At 49.9% G+C, this 18962-nt stretch carries 19 protein-coding genes; 15 read left to right on the top strand and 4 right to left on the bottom strand.

Annotated features, from left to right (window positions below):
• The 4 genes from BN162_RS15250 to BN162_RS15265 all read left to right on the top strand — a co-directional run.
• Window positions 1-650 (top strand): bifunctional 5,10-methylenetetrahydrofolate dehydrogenase/5,10-methenyltetrahydrofolate cyclohydrolase (locus tag BN162_RS15250; protein ID WP_040452279.1); only part of this gene is annotated, 650 nt, incomplete at its 5' end.
• Window positions 651-653: 3 nt separating this feature from the next.
• Window positions 654-896: a DUF951 domain-containing protein gene (locus BN162_RS15255; RefSeq protein WP_020225997.1), complete on the top strand. Its 243-nt coding sequence runs from the start codon at window positions 654-656 to the stop codon at window positions 894-896.
• 86 nt (window positions 897-982) lie between these two features.
• Window positions 983-2083, top strand: coding sequence for a redox-regulated ATPase YchF (gene ychF, locus BN162_RS15260; RefSeq protein ID WP_020225998.1), 1101 nt, complete (start codon window positions 983-985; stop codon window positions 2081-2083).
• Window positions 2084-2287: 204 nt separating this feature from the next.
• Entirely contained in the window at window positions 2288-3319 is a 1032-nt protein-coding gene (locus tag BN162_RS15265; protein ID WP_020225999.1) for a hypothetical protein, read from the top strand.
• 152 nt (window positions 3320-3471) lie between these two features.
• Here BN162_RS15265 and BN162_RS15270 read toward each other — a convergent pair whose 3' ends face one another.
• A complete protein-coding gene (locus BN162_RS15270; RefSeq protein WP_020226000.1) occupies window positions 3472-4371 on the bottom strand; it encodes an AraC family transcriptional regulator in 900 nt (299 codons plus the stop codon).
• 58 nt (window positions 4372-4429) lie between these two features.
• Entirely contained in the window at window positions 4430-5338 is a 909-nt protein-coding gene (locus BN162_RS15275; protein ID WP_167540028.1) for an AraC family transcriptional regulator, read from the bottom strand.
• A 214-nt stretch (window positions 5339-5552) separates the two neighbouring features.
• On the opposite strand from BN162_RS15275, the gene BN162_RS15280 reads away from it, so the two are divergent.
• The 5 genes from BN162_RS15280 to BN162_RS15300 all read left to right on the top strand — a co-directional run bounded on the left by BN162_RS15280 (window position 5553) and on the right by BN162_RS15300 (window position 9509).
• Window positions 5553-5876 carry a cyclic-di-AMP receptor gene (locus BN162_RS15280; RefSeq protein ID WP_006058515.1) on the top strand — a complete coding sequence of 108 codons (324 nt, stop codon included), beginning with the start codon at window positions 5553-5555 and terminating at the stop codon, window positions 5874-5876.
• Window positions 5877-6021: 145 nt separating this feature from the next.
• Window positions 6022-6450: a flavodoxin domain-containing protein gene (locus BN162_RS15285; RefSeq protein WP_020226002.1), complete on the top strand. Its 429-nt coding sequence runs from the start codon at window positions 6022-6024 to the stop codon at window positions 6448-6450.
• Between the two features lie 81 nt (window positions 6451-6531).
• On the top strand, window positions 6532-7704 hold the full coding sequence (locus tag BN162_RS15290; protein ID WP_167540029.1) for a DNA glycosylase AlkZ-like family protein: 1173 nt from the start codon (window positions 6532-6534) through the stop codon (window positions 7702-7704).
• A gap of 54 nt (window positions 7705-7758) precedes the next feature.
• Complete coding sequence (locus BN162_RS15295; RefSeq protein WP_020226004.1) at window positions 7759-8271, top strand: GNAT family N-acetyltransferase; 513 nt, start codon at window positions 7759-7761, stop codon at window positions 8269-8271.
• Complete coding sequence (locus BN162_RS15300) at window positions 8268-9509, top strand: M28 family metallopeptidase (protein WP_020226005.1); 1242 nt, start codon at window positions 8268-8270, stop codon at window positions 9507-9509. The genes BN162_RS15295 and BN162_RS15300 overlap by 4 nt, the downstream gene beginning before the upstream one ends.
• Window positions 9510-10145: 636 nt before the next feature.
• On the opposite strand, the gene BN162_RS15305 is transcribed toward BN162_RS15300, so the two are convergent.
• The gene (locus BN162_RS15305) at window positions 10146-10709 is read right to left on the bottom strand and encodes a hypothetical protein (protein ID WP_020226006.1); all 564 of its coding nucleotides are present in this window, start codon (window positions 10707-10709) and stop codon (window positions 10146-10148) included.
• A 170-nt stretch (window positions 10710-10879) separates the two neighbouring features.
• Here BN162_RS15305 and BN162_RS15310 point away from each other — a divergent pair, with 170 nt between their 5' ends.
• The 6 genes from BN162_RS15310 to BN162_RS15335 all read left to right on the top strand — a co-directional run bounded on the left by BN162_RS15310 (window position 10880) and on the right by BN162_RS15335 (window position 17097).
• Window positions 10880-12601 (top strand): sensor histidine kinase, encoded by a 1722-nt coding sequence (locus tag BN162_RS15310; protein WP_040452282.1) that lies wholly within the window; start codon window positions 10880-10882, stop codon window positions 12599-12601.
• Window positions 12598-13350, top strand: a complete 753-nt coding sequence (locus BN162_RS15315; protein ID WP_020226008.1) for a response regulator transcription factor — start codon at window positions 12598-12600, stop codon at window positions 13348-13350. The genes BN162_RS15310 and BN162_RS15315 overlap by 4 nt, the downstream gene beginning before the upstream one ends.
• Window positions 13347-15122: a flavocytochrome c gene (locus BN162_RS15320; protein WP_020226009.1), complete on the top strand. Its 1776-nt coding sequence runs from the start codon at window positions 13347-13349 to the stop codon at window positions 15120-15122. The genes BN162_RS15315 and BN162_RS15320 overlap by 4 nt, the downstream gene beginning before the upstream one ends.
• A 72-nt stretch (window positions 15123-15194) precedes the next feature.
• Window positions 15195-15542, top strand: coding sequence for an arsenate reductase family protein (locus tag BN162_RS15325; RefSeq protein WP_020226010.1), 348 nt, complete (start codon window positions 15195-15197; stop codon window positions 15540-15542).
• Entirely contained in the window at window positions 15539-16246 is a 708-nt protein-coding gene (locus BN162_RS15330) for a YaaA family protein (RefSeq protein WP_020226011.1), read from the top strand. Before BN162_RS15325 ends, BN162_RS15330 begins: the two co-directional genes overlap by 4 nt.
• Window positions 16243-17097, top strand: coding sequence for a DMT family transporter (locus BN162_RS15335; RefSeq protein WP_020226012.1), 855 nt, complete (start codon window positions 16243-16245; stop codon window positions 17095-17097). The genes BN162_RS15330 and BN162_RS15335 overlap by 4 nt, the downstream gene beginning before the upstream one ends.
• Before the next feature lie 79 nt (window positions 17098-17176).
• Here the strand turns inward: BN162_RS15335 and BN162_RS15340 are convergent, their stop codons facing one another.
• Entirely contained in the window at window positions 17177-18676 is a 1500-nt protein-coding gene (locus BN162_RS15340) for a hypothetical protein (protein ID WP_020226013.1), read from the bottom strand.
• Window positions 18677-18962 lie beyond the last annotated feature (286 nt).

The following is an 18962-nucleotide window of genomic DNA, read 5'->3' on the forward strand; positions in this document are numbered from 1 at the left end:
TGCCGGAAGCAACGACCCAGGACGAATTGATGGCGGTTGTCCGCCGCCTGAACGAAGATCCGGCCGTCGATGGAATTCTTTGTCAGCTGCCGCTGCCGCGGGGGCTGGACAGCGCCCAGGTTATTCGTGAAATCCGGCCGGATAAGGACGTCGATGGATTCCATCCGATCAACGTCGGAAAGCTGCACTTAAAGGAAGACGGATTTGTACCATGCACACCGCTGGGCTGCATGGAGCTGCTGCACCGCATGGGCGTCAATCCGTCGGGCAAGCGGGCGGTGGTGCTGGGCCGAAGCAATCTGGTCGGCGCGCCGGTAGCCCGGCTGCTTCTCAATGAAAACGCGACGGTTACGATCTGCCATTCCAAAACGGAAAATCTGCCGCAGGTGTGCGCTGAAGCGGATATTCTGATCGCGGCGGTCGGCCGGGCAAAAATGGTCACAGCGGAGTATGTCAAGGAAGGCGCGGCTGTCATCGACGTGGGGATTAACCGCAATGAACAGGGCAAGCTGGTCGGCGACGTGGATTTCGCGTCGGTTGAACCGAAGGCCGGGTTCATTACCCCGGTTCCCAAAGGCGTAGGCCCGATGACAATCACGATGCTGCTGAAAAATACCTTGAAGGCCTATCGCCAACATGAAGGGGAATAGCTTATGATTACAGATTATGATTTAAACGATATTGTTGAAATGAAGAAGGAACATCCCTGCCACAAATCAAAATACTGGAAGATCATCCGCATGGGCGCCGACATTAAAATTAAATGTTTGGGCTGCGGCGCGGCGATCATGTTTCCCCGTTCGGAATTTGAGCGGAAATGCAAAAAAACTCATCGAGAAAGCGGACAAGGCGGAGTAAAACCGTCTTTTCTGTTTTTACCGCATGCTGCATCTTGAGAATCAGCCTGAAAAAAGGTAAACTAATAAAGGATTCGAGCGGTCTGAATCAGAAGAAGACCGCACAGTGAAAGGATGAAAAACTTATGTCATTAACCGCAGGTATCGTAGGACTGCCGAATGTCGGCAAGTCCACCCTGTTTAACGCCATCACCCAAAGTCAGGTCGAGGCGGCGAACTATCCGTTCGCAACGATTCAGCCCAATGTCGGCGTTGTCGAGGTGCCGGATGAGCGGATCGACAACATTTCGGCGTTGTTCAGGCCGAAGAAAATTATCCGCACGACTTTTGAATTTACAGACATCGCCGGGTTAGTCAAAGGGGCTTCCCAGGGGGAAGGGCTGGGGAATCAGTTTCTGAGTCATATCCGTCAGGTTGACGCGGTCTGCCATGTCGTGCGCTGCTTTGACAATCCGGATATCACCCATGTTGAAGGCTCTGTCGATCCGATCCGCGATATTGAGATTATCAATCTGGAGCTGGCGCTGGCCGACTTGCAGACGGTGGAAAACCGCATTACAAAGGTCGAGCGCAAAGCCCAGGCGAAAGATAAGGAAGCCGCGGCAGAATATGCCGTGTTAAGCAAACTGGTGGAAGCGCTGCGCGAGGGCAAGGCTGCCCGCGGCGTTGAGCTGACTAAAGAAGAAGCCCTGATCGCCAAGGGATATCAGCTGCTGACGGCTAAACCGATGATTTATGTCGCGAATATGTCGGAGGATGATATTGCCGATCCTGAAAACAATGGCTATTATCAAAAGGTGAAAGCCTACGCCGAGGCGGAGAATAACGATGTGATCGCCATCTGCGCCCAGATTGAAGAAGAACTGTCATCGCTGGAAAAAGAAGAAAAGCGGACGTTTCTGGAAGAATTGGGAATTCCGGAATCGGGTCTGGATCGGGTGATCAAATCGGCTTATCATTTGCTGGGCTTAAAAACCTACTTCACGGCCGGGGAACCGGAAGTGCGGGCCTGGACGTTCCGCGAAGGCATGACAGCTCCGGAATGCGCGGGCATTATCCACACGGATTTCCAGCGCGGTTTCATTCGGGCGGAAACTTACAGTTATGAGGATCTGATGACGTACAAGAGCGAAGCGGCGTTGAAGGAAGCAGGCCGGCTGCGTCTGGAAGGCAAGGACTATATCGTTCAGGACGGCGACGTCATGCATTTCCGTTTTAACGTCTGATTCTTTCCAAAGAAGGATCTGAAATGCTCTGCGGATCTTGTTGATCCACAGAGTTTTCTTTTGGTTTTAATCTTCATCCGGTCAGCCCGTTTCCCTTTGTGTCTTTACAGAGAGTATGGATAAGAGGATCAAGAGTATGGATCAGCTTATTCTGTTTCTTTCCAAGAGTGCCTATAATTAAGCCCGGAAAGAAGGAAATACACGATGAAAAAACTGTTTGCGATCGCGGCTTCGCTGGCGCTGCTTGCCGGCTGTGCTGCCCAGAATAAACCAGAACCGACCATGACTCCAACCACAGAACCTTCTGCTGCCCCGGAAACGACGGGAACTTGGCAGGCTGGTATTGCTAGTGTCACGAGTTTGAAAACGAACGATGCCCAGGCAGATAAGGAAGGCTCGATTGAAATCAATACGACAATCGCTTCCCTTGTTTTGGATGACATGGGCAAGGTAGTCTATGTTTCTCTGGATACCGCTCAAAACAGCGGTGCCTTCAGCAACGAAGGACTGGGAGATGCCGAGAAGAATGCAGCCCGTCCGACAAAAAAGGAACAGGGCGAAGGTTACGGCATGATCAAAGCCAGCTCCATCGGCAAGGAATGGCATCAGCAGGCAGAAGCTCTGGAGGCCTGGATGACAGGAAAGACGATGGAAGAAATCATGAATTTGCCGGTAGGCGAAGATGGAAAGACGACCGAAGCGGATGTGATGACTTCCTGCACGATCGGCGTCAGTGATTTCCTGGCTGCTGTGGAAAAAGCCTCGCAATCGCTGCAGCCGGTTGCTAACGCAGCAGCGATGCACAGTGCCAGTGAATCCGAACTGACCGTCAAGGATGCGGCCGCTGACGCTTTAGGCAGCGTTCAGGTCAATACAAGCTACATTTTGATGGGGACTGACGAGCAGGGAACGGTTCTCTTTACACTGCTGGATACCGCCCAGAATCAGGGACAGTTCTCAGCCGAAGGCAAAGTCGACATGGAAAAGAGTCAGTCGTCCCTGACCAAAGGCGAACTGAAAGACGGCTACGGCATGGTCAAAGCCAGCTCTATCGGCAAGGAATGGTATCAGCAGATTGAAGGCCTGACCCATTGGATGGAGGGGAAATCCGCAGCTGAGATTGAAGCGCTGCCGGTGGATGAAGCAGGCAAGACGACGGATCCGGATCTGATGACTTCCTGCACGATCGGCGTTGATGGCTTCAAAGCGTTGGCTGCGAAAGCTCTGGCAGATTAATTCAACAATTCAAATTTCGATGAAACGGCTGAGGAACCGCCGTGCCGGAATCTGAAATATAAAAAACTCTGAACACATAGCCTCACCTTTTCTGAATCAAGGAAACGGACGGCTTTGGAATCGGAGTTTTTTCTTTATCTGCGAATCCGCGGTTATTCTGGATTCAGCAGCATTTCATTCTGTTCCTGAAGCTGACGGCGGTAGCCCGTAGGCGAAATGCCGACATGCTTGCGGAAGATCGAGGAGAAATGATGCGGACTTGCAAATCCCAATTCATCCGCGATCATCTTAACGGTATAGTCAGGATTGCTCAGATAGTCTTTGGCGATCAGCAGCCGATAATTGAGGATAAACAGCTGAACAGATTGACCGGTATGCGCCTTAAACAGTTTGTAGAGATAGATTTCGCTGATTCCCAAATGCTGAGCTAATCCTTTCACACTCAGGTTTTCCTGAAGATGAAGCTGAATATAGCTGACCGCCCGGCTGATCAGATAGTTGGTGTTTTTGACGGGAACCGGAGCCAGGGAGTGAGGTGCCAGACCTTTCTGCGCCTGCCGTACCATGAAGATCAGCAGGGAAGAAAACAAGTTCTGAATGATCAGACAGCCGCCGGGCTGATGGTTAGAAGCTTCCGCAAAGATGTTTTCCAACATAAATTTCATCGCCTGATCTTCCGTATCCCGGACCTGAAACTGGGGTATCAGACTGCTCATGCGTCTTAAAAATTCCTGCCGCATCGGCAGATTGCTGATCTCAAAGTTGACAAAATAAACCTCTAGTTCTTCCTGTTCTTCGGTGGGGATCAATAAAGCGCTGGGCGGAAGAAAGACCGCAGAGCCGGCTTCCACCGGATAAACCTGCTGATCCGCCAGAATTAATCCGTGGCCTCTTACGATATAGTCGATGCGGAATAAATGAATATACGACTGCGGGTTTTCCTCGGCAGCGGCTTTGAGATAGCCGGCATGAAACGCCTTGATCCGGTATTGATAAAGGCGCCTGCCTAATTCATCCGGATGAATATCATATTGAAAAATTGTGTTTTCCATAACGATTCCTCATTTTATTTGCTGAATAAGCCAACGGATTAAAGGGTTGGATTTTTGATCAGGGATGCTTCTTGCTTTGGATTGGAATTAGATTGGCAGGGAGCTGCTTTTGACGGTAGGCTGAAGGTGAACAGCCGGCATATTTATGAAAGCTGGCTGAAAAATAATCCGCGCTCGCAAAGCCCAGCTGCTGCGCGATCTCCTTCATCGAATATTCCGGGTTGCTGAGATATTCGCAGGCCAGCTGCATTCGATATTCAAGAATAAAGGTCTGCGGCGATTGCTGAGTGTGTTCCTTGAACAGCTTATAAAGATAGATCTCACTGATATTCAGATGGTCCGCTACCGCTTTGACGCTGACTGGATTGCCGATATGCTGATAAATGTAGCTGACCGCCCGGCTGATCAGATAATGCGTTGAATTGATGGCAGTAGGCTGCAGATTGAAAACGGCTTCGCCCTCACAAGCCAGGCGCACCATTTTAATAAGCAGGGAACAAAACAGATTCTGCACTATCAGACAGGAACCTAAATTGGAGTGGGAGGCTTCCTTAAAAATCTGTTCAAAGAAATAAAGCAGGATTTCCCGATTGTTGTCATGGACCTGATAGAATGGAAACCACTCCAGCAGCCGGGTTAAAAACTCATCGCGCAGGGTCAGATTGCTGACGTCAAAATTGATGAAGTAAGCTTCGACTTCCGCTGTGGGATCAGCTTGAGTTAAAATTCCTCGCGGCGGAATGATAACGGCATGGCCTGAACAGACCGGAAAAGCCTGATCGTCGATGATTAACATCGCTTTGCCTCGAAGAATATAATTGACGCGGAATAAATGAATGTAGGACTGAGGATTTTCCTCAGCCTTGGCTAAAATCCGCCCGATACGGAAAGCCTTAAGCCGATAGTGATATAAGCGCTGGCCCAGGGCGTCCGGCTGAATCGTATATTGAAAGACTTCGTTTTGCATGACCGTATCCCTTCTCATGAATTCAGTATAGCAGAATCCAACAAAAAGATTGTAAATATGACTGAAGATCCGTGAATAAACAAAGAAAAAGGAGAGGAAAAGAAAAAAATTATCAATGTAAGAAGAAATGAAATTTGTATGAAAATGCATGGAAAGGGATTTCAAGGCGGGCAAAATATGGTAAAATAGAAATACATAAAAGGAGGCCTTGATTATGAAACTGATCTTAGCCATTGTATCTAATGATGATAGTTCCAGTGTTTCTTCTGCTTTAACCAAAGCCAATTTCCAGGTAACGCGGCTGGCGACTACCGGCGGATTCCTGCGGGCAGGCAATACAACGATGATCGTCGGCACAGATGACGACAAGGTGGATCAGGCTATTGAAATTATCGGCAATGAAAGTAAGCGCAGAACGGAAATCGTTCCTTCGACGGCTTCTTACGATATCGGCCGGTATGCTTCATTCCCGGTAGAAGTTCAGGTCGGAGGAGCAACCATCTTCGTTCTGGATGTCGAGAAATTCCTGAAACTGTAATCCAAGGTCAAAAACGGAGGGAAACTTCCGTTTTTCTTATGCGAAAGAAAGCCGGGAAAATGTTTAGATAAGCAGGCCGTTTTGATCATTTTCAGTTTAAAACTGAGGTCATTGAACCATCCTGAAATCAGGAGGATCGTTAACAATGAAAAAATGTATGGTTATGTATGCTTCATCGACCGGCAATACAGAACAGATGGCGATGGCAATTGTGGAACAGGCGCGGAAAGAAGGCGCAGAGGTGGTGCTGTGCACAGCGTCCACACTGCCTGCGGCCGAGCTGCCAACCATTACCCATTGGGCTTTGGGCTGTTCAGCCCATGGCGTTGAGGAATTGGATGAAGCGGAGTTTATGCCTGCTTTGGAACAGATTGAGCCGTATCTGCGTGGAAAACCGGTGCTGTTGTTTGGCTCCTATGGCTGGGGTGCGGGTGCGTATATGAAGCCGTGGGAGGAACGGACGCGGCTGATCGGCGGGATTCTGTGCGGCGAAGGTTTCGTGTTTGAAGGCGCACCGGCGGAAGCGGCGGTTGAAGAAGGAAGACAACGGGCGAAGACACTGCTGGCGCAGTAAATCTTCGCTTTTCTTATGGTGAGGGAAGCTTGTTTTGTGATACACTGAAAGCATGGACAAAAGGAGTCAGATATGCGCAGCATGACGAAAGAACAAGCGGTCTGCCGGATGCGGCATGCTCATCATCTGGACAGAAAGCTGCCCCGAGATCAAATTCTGGAAGCGGCTTCAGCCTGCGGTTTTGTCAACAGTCCGCCGGGAAGCTGGGAACTGGCTGTCAGGGCGCGGGTTGAAGCCGTCAGCCGGAATGATCTGCATTGCGAGCTGATCGAAACCAAACGCTTAATGCAGGCGTGGAGTCTGCGCGGGGCACCGACGATTTTTCCAACGGCCGAAGCCGGGACTTTTTTAGGCGCACTGGCCGCGCAGGAGGATGAAGTTCCGATCTATGCCCAACCGCTGAGCTACACTGCCCAAGCGTTAAAGGCAGATCAAAAGGTCTTGCTGGAAGCATTGCGGCAGGCCTGCCGCATTTTAGACGACAGCGTGGTTGTCGGCAAAGCACAGCTGGATCATGTTCTGGCGGAAGCGATGAAATCTTATTTGCCTCCATCCGTGCGCAGCCAGGCGGATGAACCTTCGCTGGTTGCCAAAAATCAAACGCTGCTGGAAGCGGCGGTGTCGTATCTGCTTCGGCAGTGTTCGCTGGAAGGGCGCGTGATGATGGGAGAAAGACAGAAGCAGGAACCCGTCTTTCTCAGTCCCTCCGCCTGGTTTGGAAGCGCGCTTGATAATCAGCAGCAGCCGCAACGGATCGTCGATCAATTTCTGCACTGCTACGGTCCAGCCTCGGTTCAGGATTTTGCCCGCTGGACGGGCTGCAGCCGGATGCAGGCGCAACGGCTGTGGGCGTTGAGTGAGGCTGAGCGGATTGAGGTTGACGTGCAGGGCCAGCGTGGATGGATGCTGAAAGCGGATCTGGAAGAGCTGGACAGGCTGCCGCAGGAAACTTCCGCGATGCAGCTGCTGGGCACACATGATCCGTTTCTGGATTTGCCTCAGCGCAGCTGGATTCTGACGGATCCGGCCGCACAGAAAAAAGTCTGGCGGCTTGTCGGAAGTCCCGGCGTTGTGCTTCACAAGTCACAGATTGTTGGGATCTGGAACGCCCCGGTACAAAAGGGGAAGGCTCAGGCCCGCATCACCTTGTTCAAAGCGCTGACTCCTGCACAACGGGACCAGGTTTGTGCTGAAATGATCCAGCTGCAGGGCTTTCTCCAACGCCCTATGGGAACCTGCGATTTTTTGGAATAAGCCAGAAAGAAAGGAACTCAGAGGATCAGAAAAAGAAGAAAAGGGGGAATCGGAATGGAACTCAGAAGAATGGAAACCCATGATCTGCCGGCTGTGATGGCGATTCTGCATCAGGCGCAGGCATACTTCAAAGCCCAGGGAATTGATCAGTGGCAGGATGGCTATCCGGATGAAGCAACCCTGCTTCAGGATATTCAAAACGGCACTGCTTACGTTGCGGAGCAGGATAAGATGATCGCGGGCTGCGCGACGGTGGCGTTTACACCGGATGAAAACTACACGACGATGGTCAGCGGCCAATGGCTGACGGATCGGCCCTATGCCGTGATTCACCGCATCGCTGTCGATGAGCAGCTGAAAGGTCAGGGGATTGCCGGCTGGATTCTGGCACAGGCAGAACAGATGTGCTCTCAGCGCGGCGTGCTGAGCATCAAAATTGACACGCATCAGGACAATGCTTCGATGCGGCGTTTGCTGGAAAAACACAACTATCAGTTATGCGGCGTCATTCAGCTGCATCGTGACCTGAGTTTACGGGTTGCTTATGAAAAGAGGTTAGAAGAATGAAAACAACACAATGGGAATTACTGCAGAAAATCGGCTTTGTCCGCGTCAGCGGCACCCAACAGGAAAAACAGGCGGCAGAGCTTTTGCGGGAAGCCGTAGAAGCTTGCGGGGAAAAGGCGCGTCTGGAAATGTTTGAGGTTGCCGATCAGAGCATCGAAAAGGTCAGCTGTGCCACGGAGAAAACCAGCTACACGGTCACGGCTTACGGCGGCTGTGGGGAAACCGAAGACAGCGGCATCACCGCACCGTTCTATTATATGGAATATCCCGGCGCCGTCAGTCAGCAACAGGCCAGCGGCAAGATCGTCCTGGTCAACGGCTATCTGAATTATAAATTGTATAAGGCTTTAGTTGAAAGCGGCGCTGTCGGCTTTATTACCTACAATGGCGAAGCGCGGGACAGTGCGGAAACCACGGATATCGCCCATCGCGAACTGCGCGACAAACTGGCGGAATTAGGCCGTCTTCCGGGCGTCAACATGACGATTCAGGATGCGATGCGGCTGGTGCAGGAAAACCCGAAGATGATCACGCTGGTGGTCCAACAGAAGCCGCTGAAGGCGGTTTCGCAGAACGTCATCGCTGAAATTCAGGGCTTAACCCGACCGGAAGAGGTCATCGTGCTGACCGCGCATTATGATTCCGTTGAATACAGCACCGGTGTGTATGACAACGGCGCAGGCAGCGTCATTTTGATGGAGCTGCTGCAACATTTCCACGATCATCAGCCTAACCGCACGCTGCGTTTTATCTGGTGCGGCAGTGAGGAACGGGGCTTATTGGGCTCCCATGCCTATGTGGATACGCATGAAGACGATCTCAAGGCGATCCGTTTTAACGTGAATGTGGATGTGGCCGGTGCTGTTTTGGGGCATGACAGCGCCTGGTGCTTAGGCCCGATTGAACTGGAAGCGATGGTAAAAACCTATGCGGCGCAGGCTGGGATTCAGCTCGAGGTAAAAAGCGAGGTTTATTCCAGCGATGAAGTCCCGTTCTCTGATCAGGGCATTCCTTCCGTCAGCTTCATGCGTTTCGGGGAAAGAGGCGCCAACTACATTCACAACCGGCATGACGTGCTGGATTATCTGAGTGCCGACAGTCTTGCAAAGACGACCCAAATTGTGCTGAATTTCCTCAAGCAGCTCGATCAAAGCGTCGTGTTCCCGATTGAGCGGAAGATTCCGGAAGATCAGAAAAAGAAGATCGACGAATATTTGAATAAAACCGAGAAAAAATAACAGGAAAGAAAGCGGCAGCGGCGTTAAAGGATGCGCAGAACTGCCGCTTTTTGTATTGTGAGTGCAGGGAACTTTTGATTTTGATTCATTTAGGTTACTCGTGAGTCCTGCAGAATGGTCTTGATCCTGTTTCCTGGGCATGAGATTATGGCAATTGCTGACACTCAATCCCATCTTTGACAGTTAGACAAAGTTAAGCCTCAGGAAACACCTTTAATAAAGGCATCCTGAAGCTTTTAGCTATTTAAAAAATGTAGTAATTTTAAGGCCGAGTTTTAATTGGACGAAGAATTGATCGTAGTTGTGAAGTCTAATAATTTAAGTGTCGATATAAAATCTAAAAAGTAGATGAAGCTTATTTGTCAATTCCGTGCGCTGATTAGCCTTTGGTACAATTTGCACTTTTGCGCCGACCTTGATATCGGGTCTGTTTTATTCTTCATAATACTGAAGCATAAAGCATGTTCTGATTACTTTAATTTTAATCGCTACTCTCTTTAAGTCAAGATTTGCGCAGGAAAATTAAAGATATAGGATAGTAATAGCCATGATACTTGATATTTATGAGGCTGAGGTTCAATTCAAAAGTGTTTTTTTATTGTTGAAGTAGTCTAAGATATAAAAAAGACTTATTCTCTATTTGTTATAAATACAGCCCTTATCATCAGAATATGTTCTAAGATCATCTTTGGAAATTTCATGGGGTATAAAATACATAGTGTTTCCGTCCAGTCTTGTATAACCATCAATAGTTTTATCTGTTATTTCAGGCATAATAAAACAACCCTCGCCCTCACAACTTGTCAATTTAGTATAATCGAGTACTTCCCCATAGTAATAGAACAAATTCTCTTCTATTTCTTCAAATCTTCCATAATAATAATCTCCTCCAGTTTCACTATAACCAATTCTAAAAGTGCCGTCACTATAAAAAACAAGATAGAAACCAGACCCTAGTTTTTCTTCGGTAAGACCATAATACTCTAAAGATGGACATGTGAATTTAGTCATTTCATTAGAAAAAATATTAATAGAATCATTACTTGATGAGCTATCTAAGGTAGAAATAGGAGTTGATATTAACTCTGGATTGTTAGAGGTGGCAGGATCAGAATCCGGTACAGCAGATTTATCATTTGAATCACAGGCGCATAAAGCAAATAAAACAAAAACACAGATACAAAGAATTTTTCTATACATTGTTTTGCCTCCTAACATAACTATATCATTTGATTAAAATCTATAGAAATTTTTTTAGTCTTTCTTTGATATTTCATTATAATATCCTTGCTAGTGTGACATAAGATTCCAGCAATCGCTGACGCTGTAAGAAAGAAGTATGATAAAATAAGAACAGAAAAAGGGGAAGTATGATGAAGTTCAGCATCCGGCATAAAATTATATTCTTCTTTTCGCTGGCCAGCCTGCTGGTCTTTTCCGCGTTGGGCGCGTATATCGGCTTTTCTGTCCGTCCCCGGACGATGACACAGACCCGGTTTGCGATCAGTCAGATGGTTGAATCCAAAGCCAATGAGGTCAGCATGTGGGTGAAGCGCATGGCTGTGGAATACCGCACGATCGCGGCGATTCCCGCTTTCAGTTCGATGGACGTGCGGGAAATTACGCCGCTGATCGACCGTTTTACCGAGCTGTATAAAAAGAACGGAGAAACGATGGAAACCTTCTCCTACATCGGAAAAAATGGGTTCTGCTGGATTAATTCCAGCGCTGTGGAGAACCTGATGGATCACAACGATTATCAGCTGGCTTATCAGGATGACCGCGAATTTATTCTCTCCCTGCCGGTTGTCAATCCGGAGCATCGGCAGGTGATGCTTTTCTACTACCCGGTTCTGGGCGGGACCGGCATCAAAGAAGCGCTGCTCTGCGCAGCGATTCCGACGGTGCGGTTAAAGGAAATTGTCAATCCCGTTCAGATTTATGAAGGCCGCAGCTGGGTCATGACCCGGAATAAGGATCTGATCACGACGGATGAGGAATACTTTGTGGAAAACGTCCTCTCCCGCCCTGCTTTGGATCAGCTGGATATGCAGGCCATTATCAGTTCCGATCAATTCCGCGTGCGCGATGCACGGGGGCAGTGGGCAACGCTGTTTGTGTCGCCGGTGACGGAATACGACGACTGGGTATTCTGTACGCTGGTGCAGGATTCCGTGATCGGCCGTTCGACCAACCAGATCCTGATCGGCGTTCTGATTTTGTTCTGCGTTTTGCTTGTGATCAACATCGTCATGGGCGCTTCGCTGGTGCAGTGGGTGCTTAAGCCGATCCGGGCGCTGCAGGGACAGATGAAGCGGGTGGAGGAAGGAACGCTGGACGCCTATTATACGCTGCCGGGAACGCGCGATGAAATTGATTCGCTGGGCCGTTCCTACAATGCGATGCTCGATGAAATCATTTCGCTGATCGACCGGATTTATGAGGAACAGGCGGAAAAACGTCAGGCTGAGTTGAAAGTGCTGCAGGCTCAGATCAAGCCGCATTTCCTTTACAATACGCTGGACAACCTCAAATGGATGGCTAAAGCGCAGGGGGCGGATGAAGTCGCCAAAGCGATTACATCGCTGTCAACCTACTTTCGGATCTTTTTGAGCAACGGTCAGGAAAAGATTACGCTGGCGCAGGAATTTAAGCATACGGAAGCCTATCTGACGATGCAGAAAATCCGTTACGGTCAGAAACTAAATTATACATTGGAGCTGGATGAGGCGGCGCGCGATCTGCCGATGCTGAAAATCCTGATTCAGCCGTTGGTTGAAAATGCGATTAACCATGGCTTAAAACCGAAGGAAAACGGCGGAACAATTCGTGTCAGCGCCAGCTTGCTGGACGATACGCTGCAGATTCAGGTGACGGATGATGGCGTGGGCATGGATGAAGGGACGCTGCAGACACTGCGTCAGGCGCTGCAGAATCAACAGATGGAAGGTCACTATGGATTACAGAATGTGCTGCGCCGCTGTCGGATTGAATATGGCGAAAAGGCCCAGCTGAACATCGAGAGCACATTGGGGCAGGGTACCTGCATCACGCTCATTCTGCCTATCGATAAAAAGGAGGAATCGGTATGATCCGCGCTTTAGTCGGCGATGATGAAGAAAATATCCGCAATGGTTTAATTCGCCAGATCGAATCGCTGAATCTGGGAATTCAGGTCGTCGCGGCGGCGGAAAACGGCCGTCAGGTCATGGACTGCTATGAAAAAATGACGCCGGATCTGTTGGTGCTGGATATCAACATGCCGCTGATGAACGGGCTGGAATGCATCGAGCAGATCCGCGCTCAGGATCAGGACTGCGTGATTCTGATCCTGTCCGGCTATGATTCTTTCAGTTATGCCCAGAAAGCGATCCAGCATCATGTGGACTTCTATTTGTTGAAGCCGGTGGAGGATGAGGAATTGGAAGACGCGCTGCGTCAGTCGGCGCAGCGATTTCAAAGCCGCATGGAACAGCGCAAGCTGCTTCGCCTAGTGAAGGAAAAAGAACCTGAACCCGCTTCGCTGATCCGCTATTTATATGAACATTTTACCGATCCGGATCTCAATGCCGAAAAGCTGCAGGAACAGTTTTCAATCAGTCATTCAACCTTGTTCAAGCTGGTGAAAACGGCTACCGGAAAAACGCTGGTGGAACTGATCACGGATTTGCGGATGGATCTGGCGCAGCGGCTGCTGAGGCAGAAAGAGCTGCCGGTGAAGGAAGTTGCCGGACGGTGCGGTTACAGCGATCAGTTCTATTTCTCGCGGATCTTTAAGAAACAAACCGGTCTTTCCCCCAAGGAATACCGCAATGCCGCTGATCAGGGAGAAGGACGATGAAGCGGGGGTGGAGGATCCTGGTTCTCTGTCTGGTTCTTTCCGGCTGCGCGCCTTCTGCCCGTGTGGTGAAAGAAGTCGATGATCAAGGCCGGATCAGCGGAACTTTTACGGGAACCGGCCAGGGCAAGCAGGGAGAAATTCAGGTGGATGTGATGATCGACCGCAATCAAATTCAGCACATTGAGATCCTTTCGCATAATGAAATTCCCGGTTTTGATACAGCGATGGTGCAGATGAGCGATGAGATCTTGTCCAAGAACTCCCTGCAGGTGGAGCCGGTCAGCGGCGCGACGTATACCTCTCAGGGTTTTTTGCAGGCGGTTCACAACGCGCTGGATCAGGCTGGGCTCAGCGAGCAGCAGCTGGGCTGGAGCGATGAGGAAAAAAACGAACAGGCAACGGAATGCGACGTACTGATTGTCGGCGGCGGCGGCGCCGGGTTTGCCGCGGCGATCGAGGCGCTTTCGCAAAGTGAGGACGAAGTTCTGATCGTGGAAAAAATGTCCTTCGGCGGCGGCAATACGCGGATGTCCGGAGGTGAATTTGCCGCTCCGCTAAACTGGGTGCAGCGGCAGGAGGGAATCGACAAGGACAGTCCGGATTTGTTTTATGATGATTTAATGAAGGGCGGCAAGCAATTAGGCAATCCCGAATTGGTGCGGATTTTAGCGCAGAACGCGCTGCCCAACGCGCAGTGGCTGCGGGATTTTGTCGGGGTCCAATATCGCGATTACCAATCCTGGTACGGCGGCCATACCGTGGCAAGAACACTGTGGCCGATCGGCGATGGCCCGCAATATGTGGATACCTTGATCAAAAAAGCAGAATCTCTGGGCGTGCAGGTTGAATACAACACCCGTGCCGAACGCTTTCTGCAGGATGAAAGCGGCCGGGTAATCGGCATTGAAGCCACCCGCGGCGGACGCCCGCTGCGTTTCTATGCCCGCAAAGGCGTGATCTTAACGACCGGCGGATTCGGCGCCAACGTAGAAATGCGGATGCAGTATGATACGCATTGGAACAAGCTGGATGAGAAGATCCCGACAACCAATTCCCCGGCAATCACCGGCGACGGTTTGCGGATGGCCCAAGCGATTGGCGCTCAACTGATCGGGATGGAATATATCCAGCTCTATCCGGTCAACAATCCGGCGACCGGCAACTATTACTTTCTCGACTATGCGCGCCTGACAGCCAACGCTTTATTGGTGAACAAGGAAGGCCGGCGGTTTGTCGATGAGAAGGAAACCCGGGATAATTTGTCGGAAGCTGCGCTGAATCAAACCGGAGCGATGATCTACGAGCTGATCGAACAATCCGTCGTTGATGAAATGCAGCTGGATGAAACGATTGAAGCGGAGGTTCAGCGCTGTTATGATCAGGGAGTTCTGGCGATGGGAACGCTGCAGGAATGCGCCGCGTTTTTCGATATTCCCCCAGCCGGACTGGAAGCGGCGGTGAATCGTTATAATCAATATGCCGCGAAAGGATCAGATCCGGATTTCGGCCGCAAGGACCAGCTGCAGCCGTTAGGTGAAGGCCCATATATGATGTTTTCCGCAGTGGTTTCCGTTCATCATACGATGGGCGGAGTTCAGATTGACACGGAGGCCCGTGTCCTCGACTCACAGGGTGAGCCGATCCCCGGCCTGTATGCGGCAGGAGAAGTGACCGGCGGGATTCACGGTGCGAACCGTCTGGGTTCCTGTTCGATCCCCGATACTGTGACCTTCGGCCGGATTGCCGCGCGCAGCGCTCTGGCGATGAAATAGATCGTCGCCGTTGAAAAAGAACCCGGACTTCCGTTACAATAAAGACATTGAATTGAAATCAGGAGGAAAATCATGTTATTACTTTGTTATCCGAAGTGCAGTACATGCATGAAAGCAAAAAAACATTTGAATCAGCTGGGTGTGGTGTTTGATGAGCGCGATATTTCCCGGGAAAATCCGACGGCCGCGGAGCTGAAGCAGTGGATCGTCCGCAGCGGCCTTCCGGTTAAGAAATTCTTTAATACGTCCGGCAAGCTGTATCAGTCGCTGCAGCTGAAAGACCGACTTTTGCAGATGAGTGAAGCGGACATGATCGAGCTGTTGGCGAGCGACGGCATGCTTGTCAAACGTCCGCTGTTGATTGATCAGGATCGGGTGCTGGTCGGCTATCGGGCCGAGGCGTACGAACAGCTCGTATGAAGATCCTGTTATCTCCTGCAAAAACGTTCCGCAAAGAAGCGCTGAGCAGCGTCCCTTCCATCCAAGCGCCGCGGTTTCCAGAAATGACAGAACAGCTTCATGAGGAATTGAAAAAGCTGACGGCGGCGCAGTGGCAGAAACAATTCAAACTGTCCGAGAAGGCGGCGCGGGAAAACGCCGCGCGTATGAATTCAGCGCAGCCGCTCACCGCCGCGCTGGCGGCTTTTCATGGAGAGGCGTTCCGCAGCTTTCATGCTGAAACGCTGAAAGCGGAAGACTGGCGGTATTGCGAGGAACATCTGCGGATTTTATCGGCTTACTATGGGCTGCTTCGGCCGCTCGACGCGATTGTGCCCTATCGTTTAGACCCGGGGGATAAAATCGGAGGTTTGCTTCCATTAAACTTGTGGAAGCCGATCCTGACGCGGGCGCTGGCTGAAGAAGAGGTGCTGATCTTGGCTTCGCAGGAATACGCCCGGATGGTTGAAGCGGCGGATGCGGTTTTCGTGCAGTTTATGAAGAACGGCCGGAAAGCACCGTCGATGGAGGCTAAAAAGCTGCGCGGAACGATGGCGCGGCAGATTGTCGATCTCAAGCTGGAGCAGCGGAATGCAGTTCGTCAGCTCCAGGTTGGAAACTATCGGTATAACCCAGAACAATCCCAAGCGAAGCTCTGGGTGTTTGAGGAAGGGGAACAAGAATGAAAAACAAAGGGGTTCAGTTTATTCTGTTATCCGCATTTTTCTTTGCGGTCATGAATTTGTTCGTGAAATTATCCGGCGATCTGCCGTCCATTCAGAAAAGCTTCTTCCGCAATTTGGTCGCGGCCGGCGTCGCGGCGGTTATTCTGATCCGCGGCGGCCAGGGATTCCGCTTTCAGAAAAAGAATCTGCCGCTATTGATCCTGCGCTCAACGCTGGGTACGATTGGCATTCTGTGCAATTTCTACGCCGTTGATCATCTGGTAATGTCCGACGCCTCGATGTTAAGCAAGCTTTCACCGTTTTTCGTCATTATTTTTTCGGCTGTTTTTCTCAAAGAAAAAGCCGATCCGGTGCAGAAGCTCAGCGTTGTTGCGGCCTTTGTCGGCAGTCTGTTCATCATCAAACCGGGGCTGCGGATCGATCAGATCGTTCCGTCTTTGATTGGCTTTGCCGGAGCGATGGCTGCCGGCAGTGCCTATACCTGTGTGCGGGGGCTGAGTCAGCGTGGGGAACGCGGCCCGCTGATCGTGTTTTTCTTTTCCGCTTTTTCCTGTCTGGCAACCCTGCCGTATTTGATGTTCAGCTTCGCACCGATGACGGGATTTCAGCTGGGATCGTTATTATTAGCGGGTGTTGCGGCAGCCTGCGCGCAGTTCAGCGTGACGGCGGCTTACAGCTATGCGCCGGCGAAGGAAATTTCCGTCTTTGATTATTCTCAGGTTGTATTTTCAGCTTTGCTGGGCTGGATTGTATTTGGTCAGATTCCCGATACCCTGTCATTTGTCGGCTACGCGGTGATCATTGCGGTCGCCGTGATGCTTTATCGGCATAATCGGAAGGTATCCAGCTGAACTTCGATAATTCAACATTTGAGAATAAAAAAAGAACGGAAATCCGAAAAATCAGATTCCGTCACGATGATTTCAGTTCTTATCGAGTCTCGGAAGCTTCCAGCCGGGCAATCAGACTATGAAGCTGGGCTTTGATCTCAGACCGCCGAAAACCCCGGTATCCGATTTCATCTGCAGTTCGATTTAAGTATTCCCAACAAAGTAAAATTCGCTGACGTTCGGCAAGTTCAATGACGTTCGGCGTTTTTTTATTTTGGAGGATAACCGCATGCTGATCCTCTTCAACCATAAACGTATAATCCGAACGCTGACTGCGATTCAGCGGAACAAAGTGATAATTCTGAACCTGTTCCAGCAGGTTCAGAATATTTTTCAAATGGGCCAGATATAAGGAAACCGTATAGGTGACGGGCAGAAAAATCGGCCCGCATGCCAAAGTTACAGTGACCTGTCCTGCCAGAACATCCTCTGGCTGAGCCAGATAACCAAGATCAATCAATTCTTCGTTCCGGCATGCCTGCATTAATTGAATTGCCTGAGCAAAATACCGGCTGATTTTCTTGTGGCCGTTTTGTTCTAAGATTTGAGTGCAATATTCAGTTAAGGCGCTGGGAGCCGTATTCATAGACAAGGCGGGTGTTTTCTGGATGCGGTTTCCCTGAGAACTGAAAAAATGGGTAAAGAGTCGCATCTGCGAATCGGGTGATTCATGATTGTGAAGCAGCGGCCGGCAAAGTGACAGATAATCATGAAATTCCGTCATATAGGTCTGAATCAAGGGCTCATCGGTAGCGAGAATGGTAACACAGCTGTCTGTGCGGTGGGCGATAGAGTGAGAAGAAAGGACTAGTTTTCCGGGAATAATGAATAATGTGCGCCGGTGAACCCGGTCCCGAAGCCCTGGATAGTAATAGGCTTTGATTTTTCCGGTGGCATAAGCATTCAGCCAGCGTGTTAAGGATTGATAAGCCATCTCTGCCGACAGCGGTGGCGGTGCAATATGTACGAGCTGACAGCCTTTTTCGATTAAAGCAGCCAGCCAGTCCCGGTTGTCAGCAGAGTAAGGATCCGCCTCCTGAATCCAGGCGTCAGATTCATCCGAGTAAAGATAGACAACAGCCGAAGGCGCGATCGTTAAAGCCGTGTTGAAAAACAAAGCGGCGGCTGTCCGCTTTCCAGCATTGCCGTAATATAGTTTGTTTTTAGCATGAGTCGGCGAAAGACTGCCCACACCGGTGGTTTTTTTTAATTCCTCAGGCAAAAGTTTCGTATTCCGAGTTAAGAGGTCCTGTTCGCAAAGCCAGGTATATAAAATTTCCGTCAGCAGTTCCGGCTGAGCTGTTAACGAAGCTTTGACATTCAGCTTGTCGGCAATTGCCTGACGCTGCACTGAACAGGAGCAGCGCTTGGCAAAATAGGAACTCATGGATTTGAGCTGTTCAAGCTGACGGGGGCGATTGCGATCCCCAGTTCTGAGCCGGCTGATCAAGGATGGATCAACCTTGAGCTCCTGGGCTAACATCCGGTTTGAGGTTTGTGTGGTTTTCATCAGAAAGTCCAGCATTTCCCAAAATTGCATGGCGTATTCCTCCTTTTTTTAGTATAAAACCGAATGTTAGAAATAACAACAATAATGTCACAAATGGTGACATGATTTGTCAATGACAATTAACGCGATTATCTTGAATGTTAAAAACAAATCGGTTATCCTAAATTTGTATTTATATCGTTATTGTCATATAAATTACACAATTAATGACAGACCTAAATAAGCTTGAAAATTGCCATTTTAGGCAATTTTTTATATCTATAAATTAGGAAAGACCATGGCTAAAAAAGTGTACTTTTTTTGACGATTTAAATGT

Source organism: Holdemania massiliensis AP2, from assembly GCF_000327285.1.
Taxonomy (GTDB): Bacteria; Bacillota_I; Bacilli_A; order Erysipelotrichales; family Erysipelotrichaceae; genus Holdemania; species Holdemania massiliensis.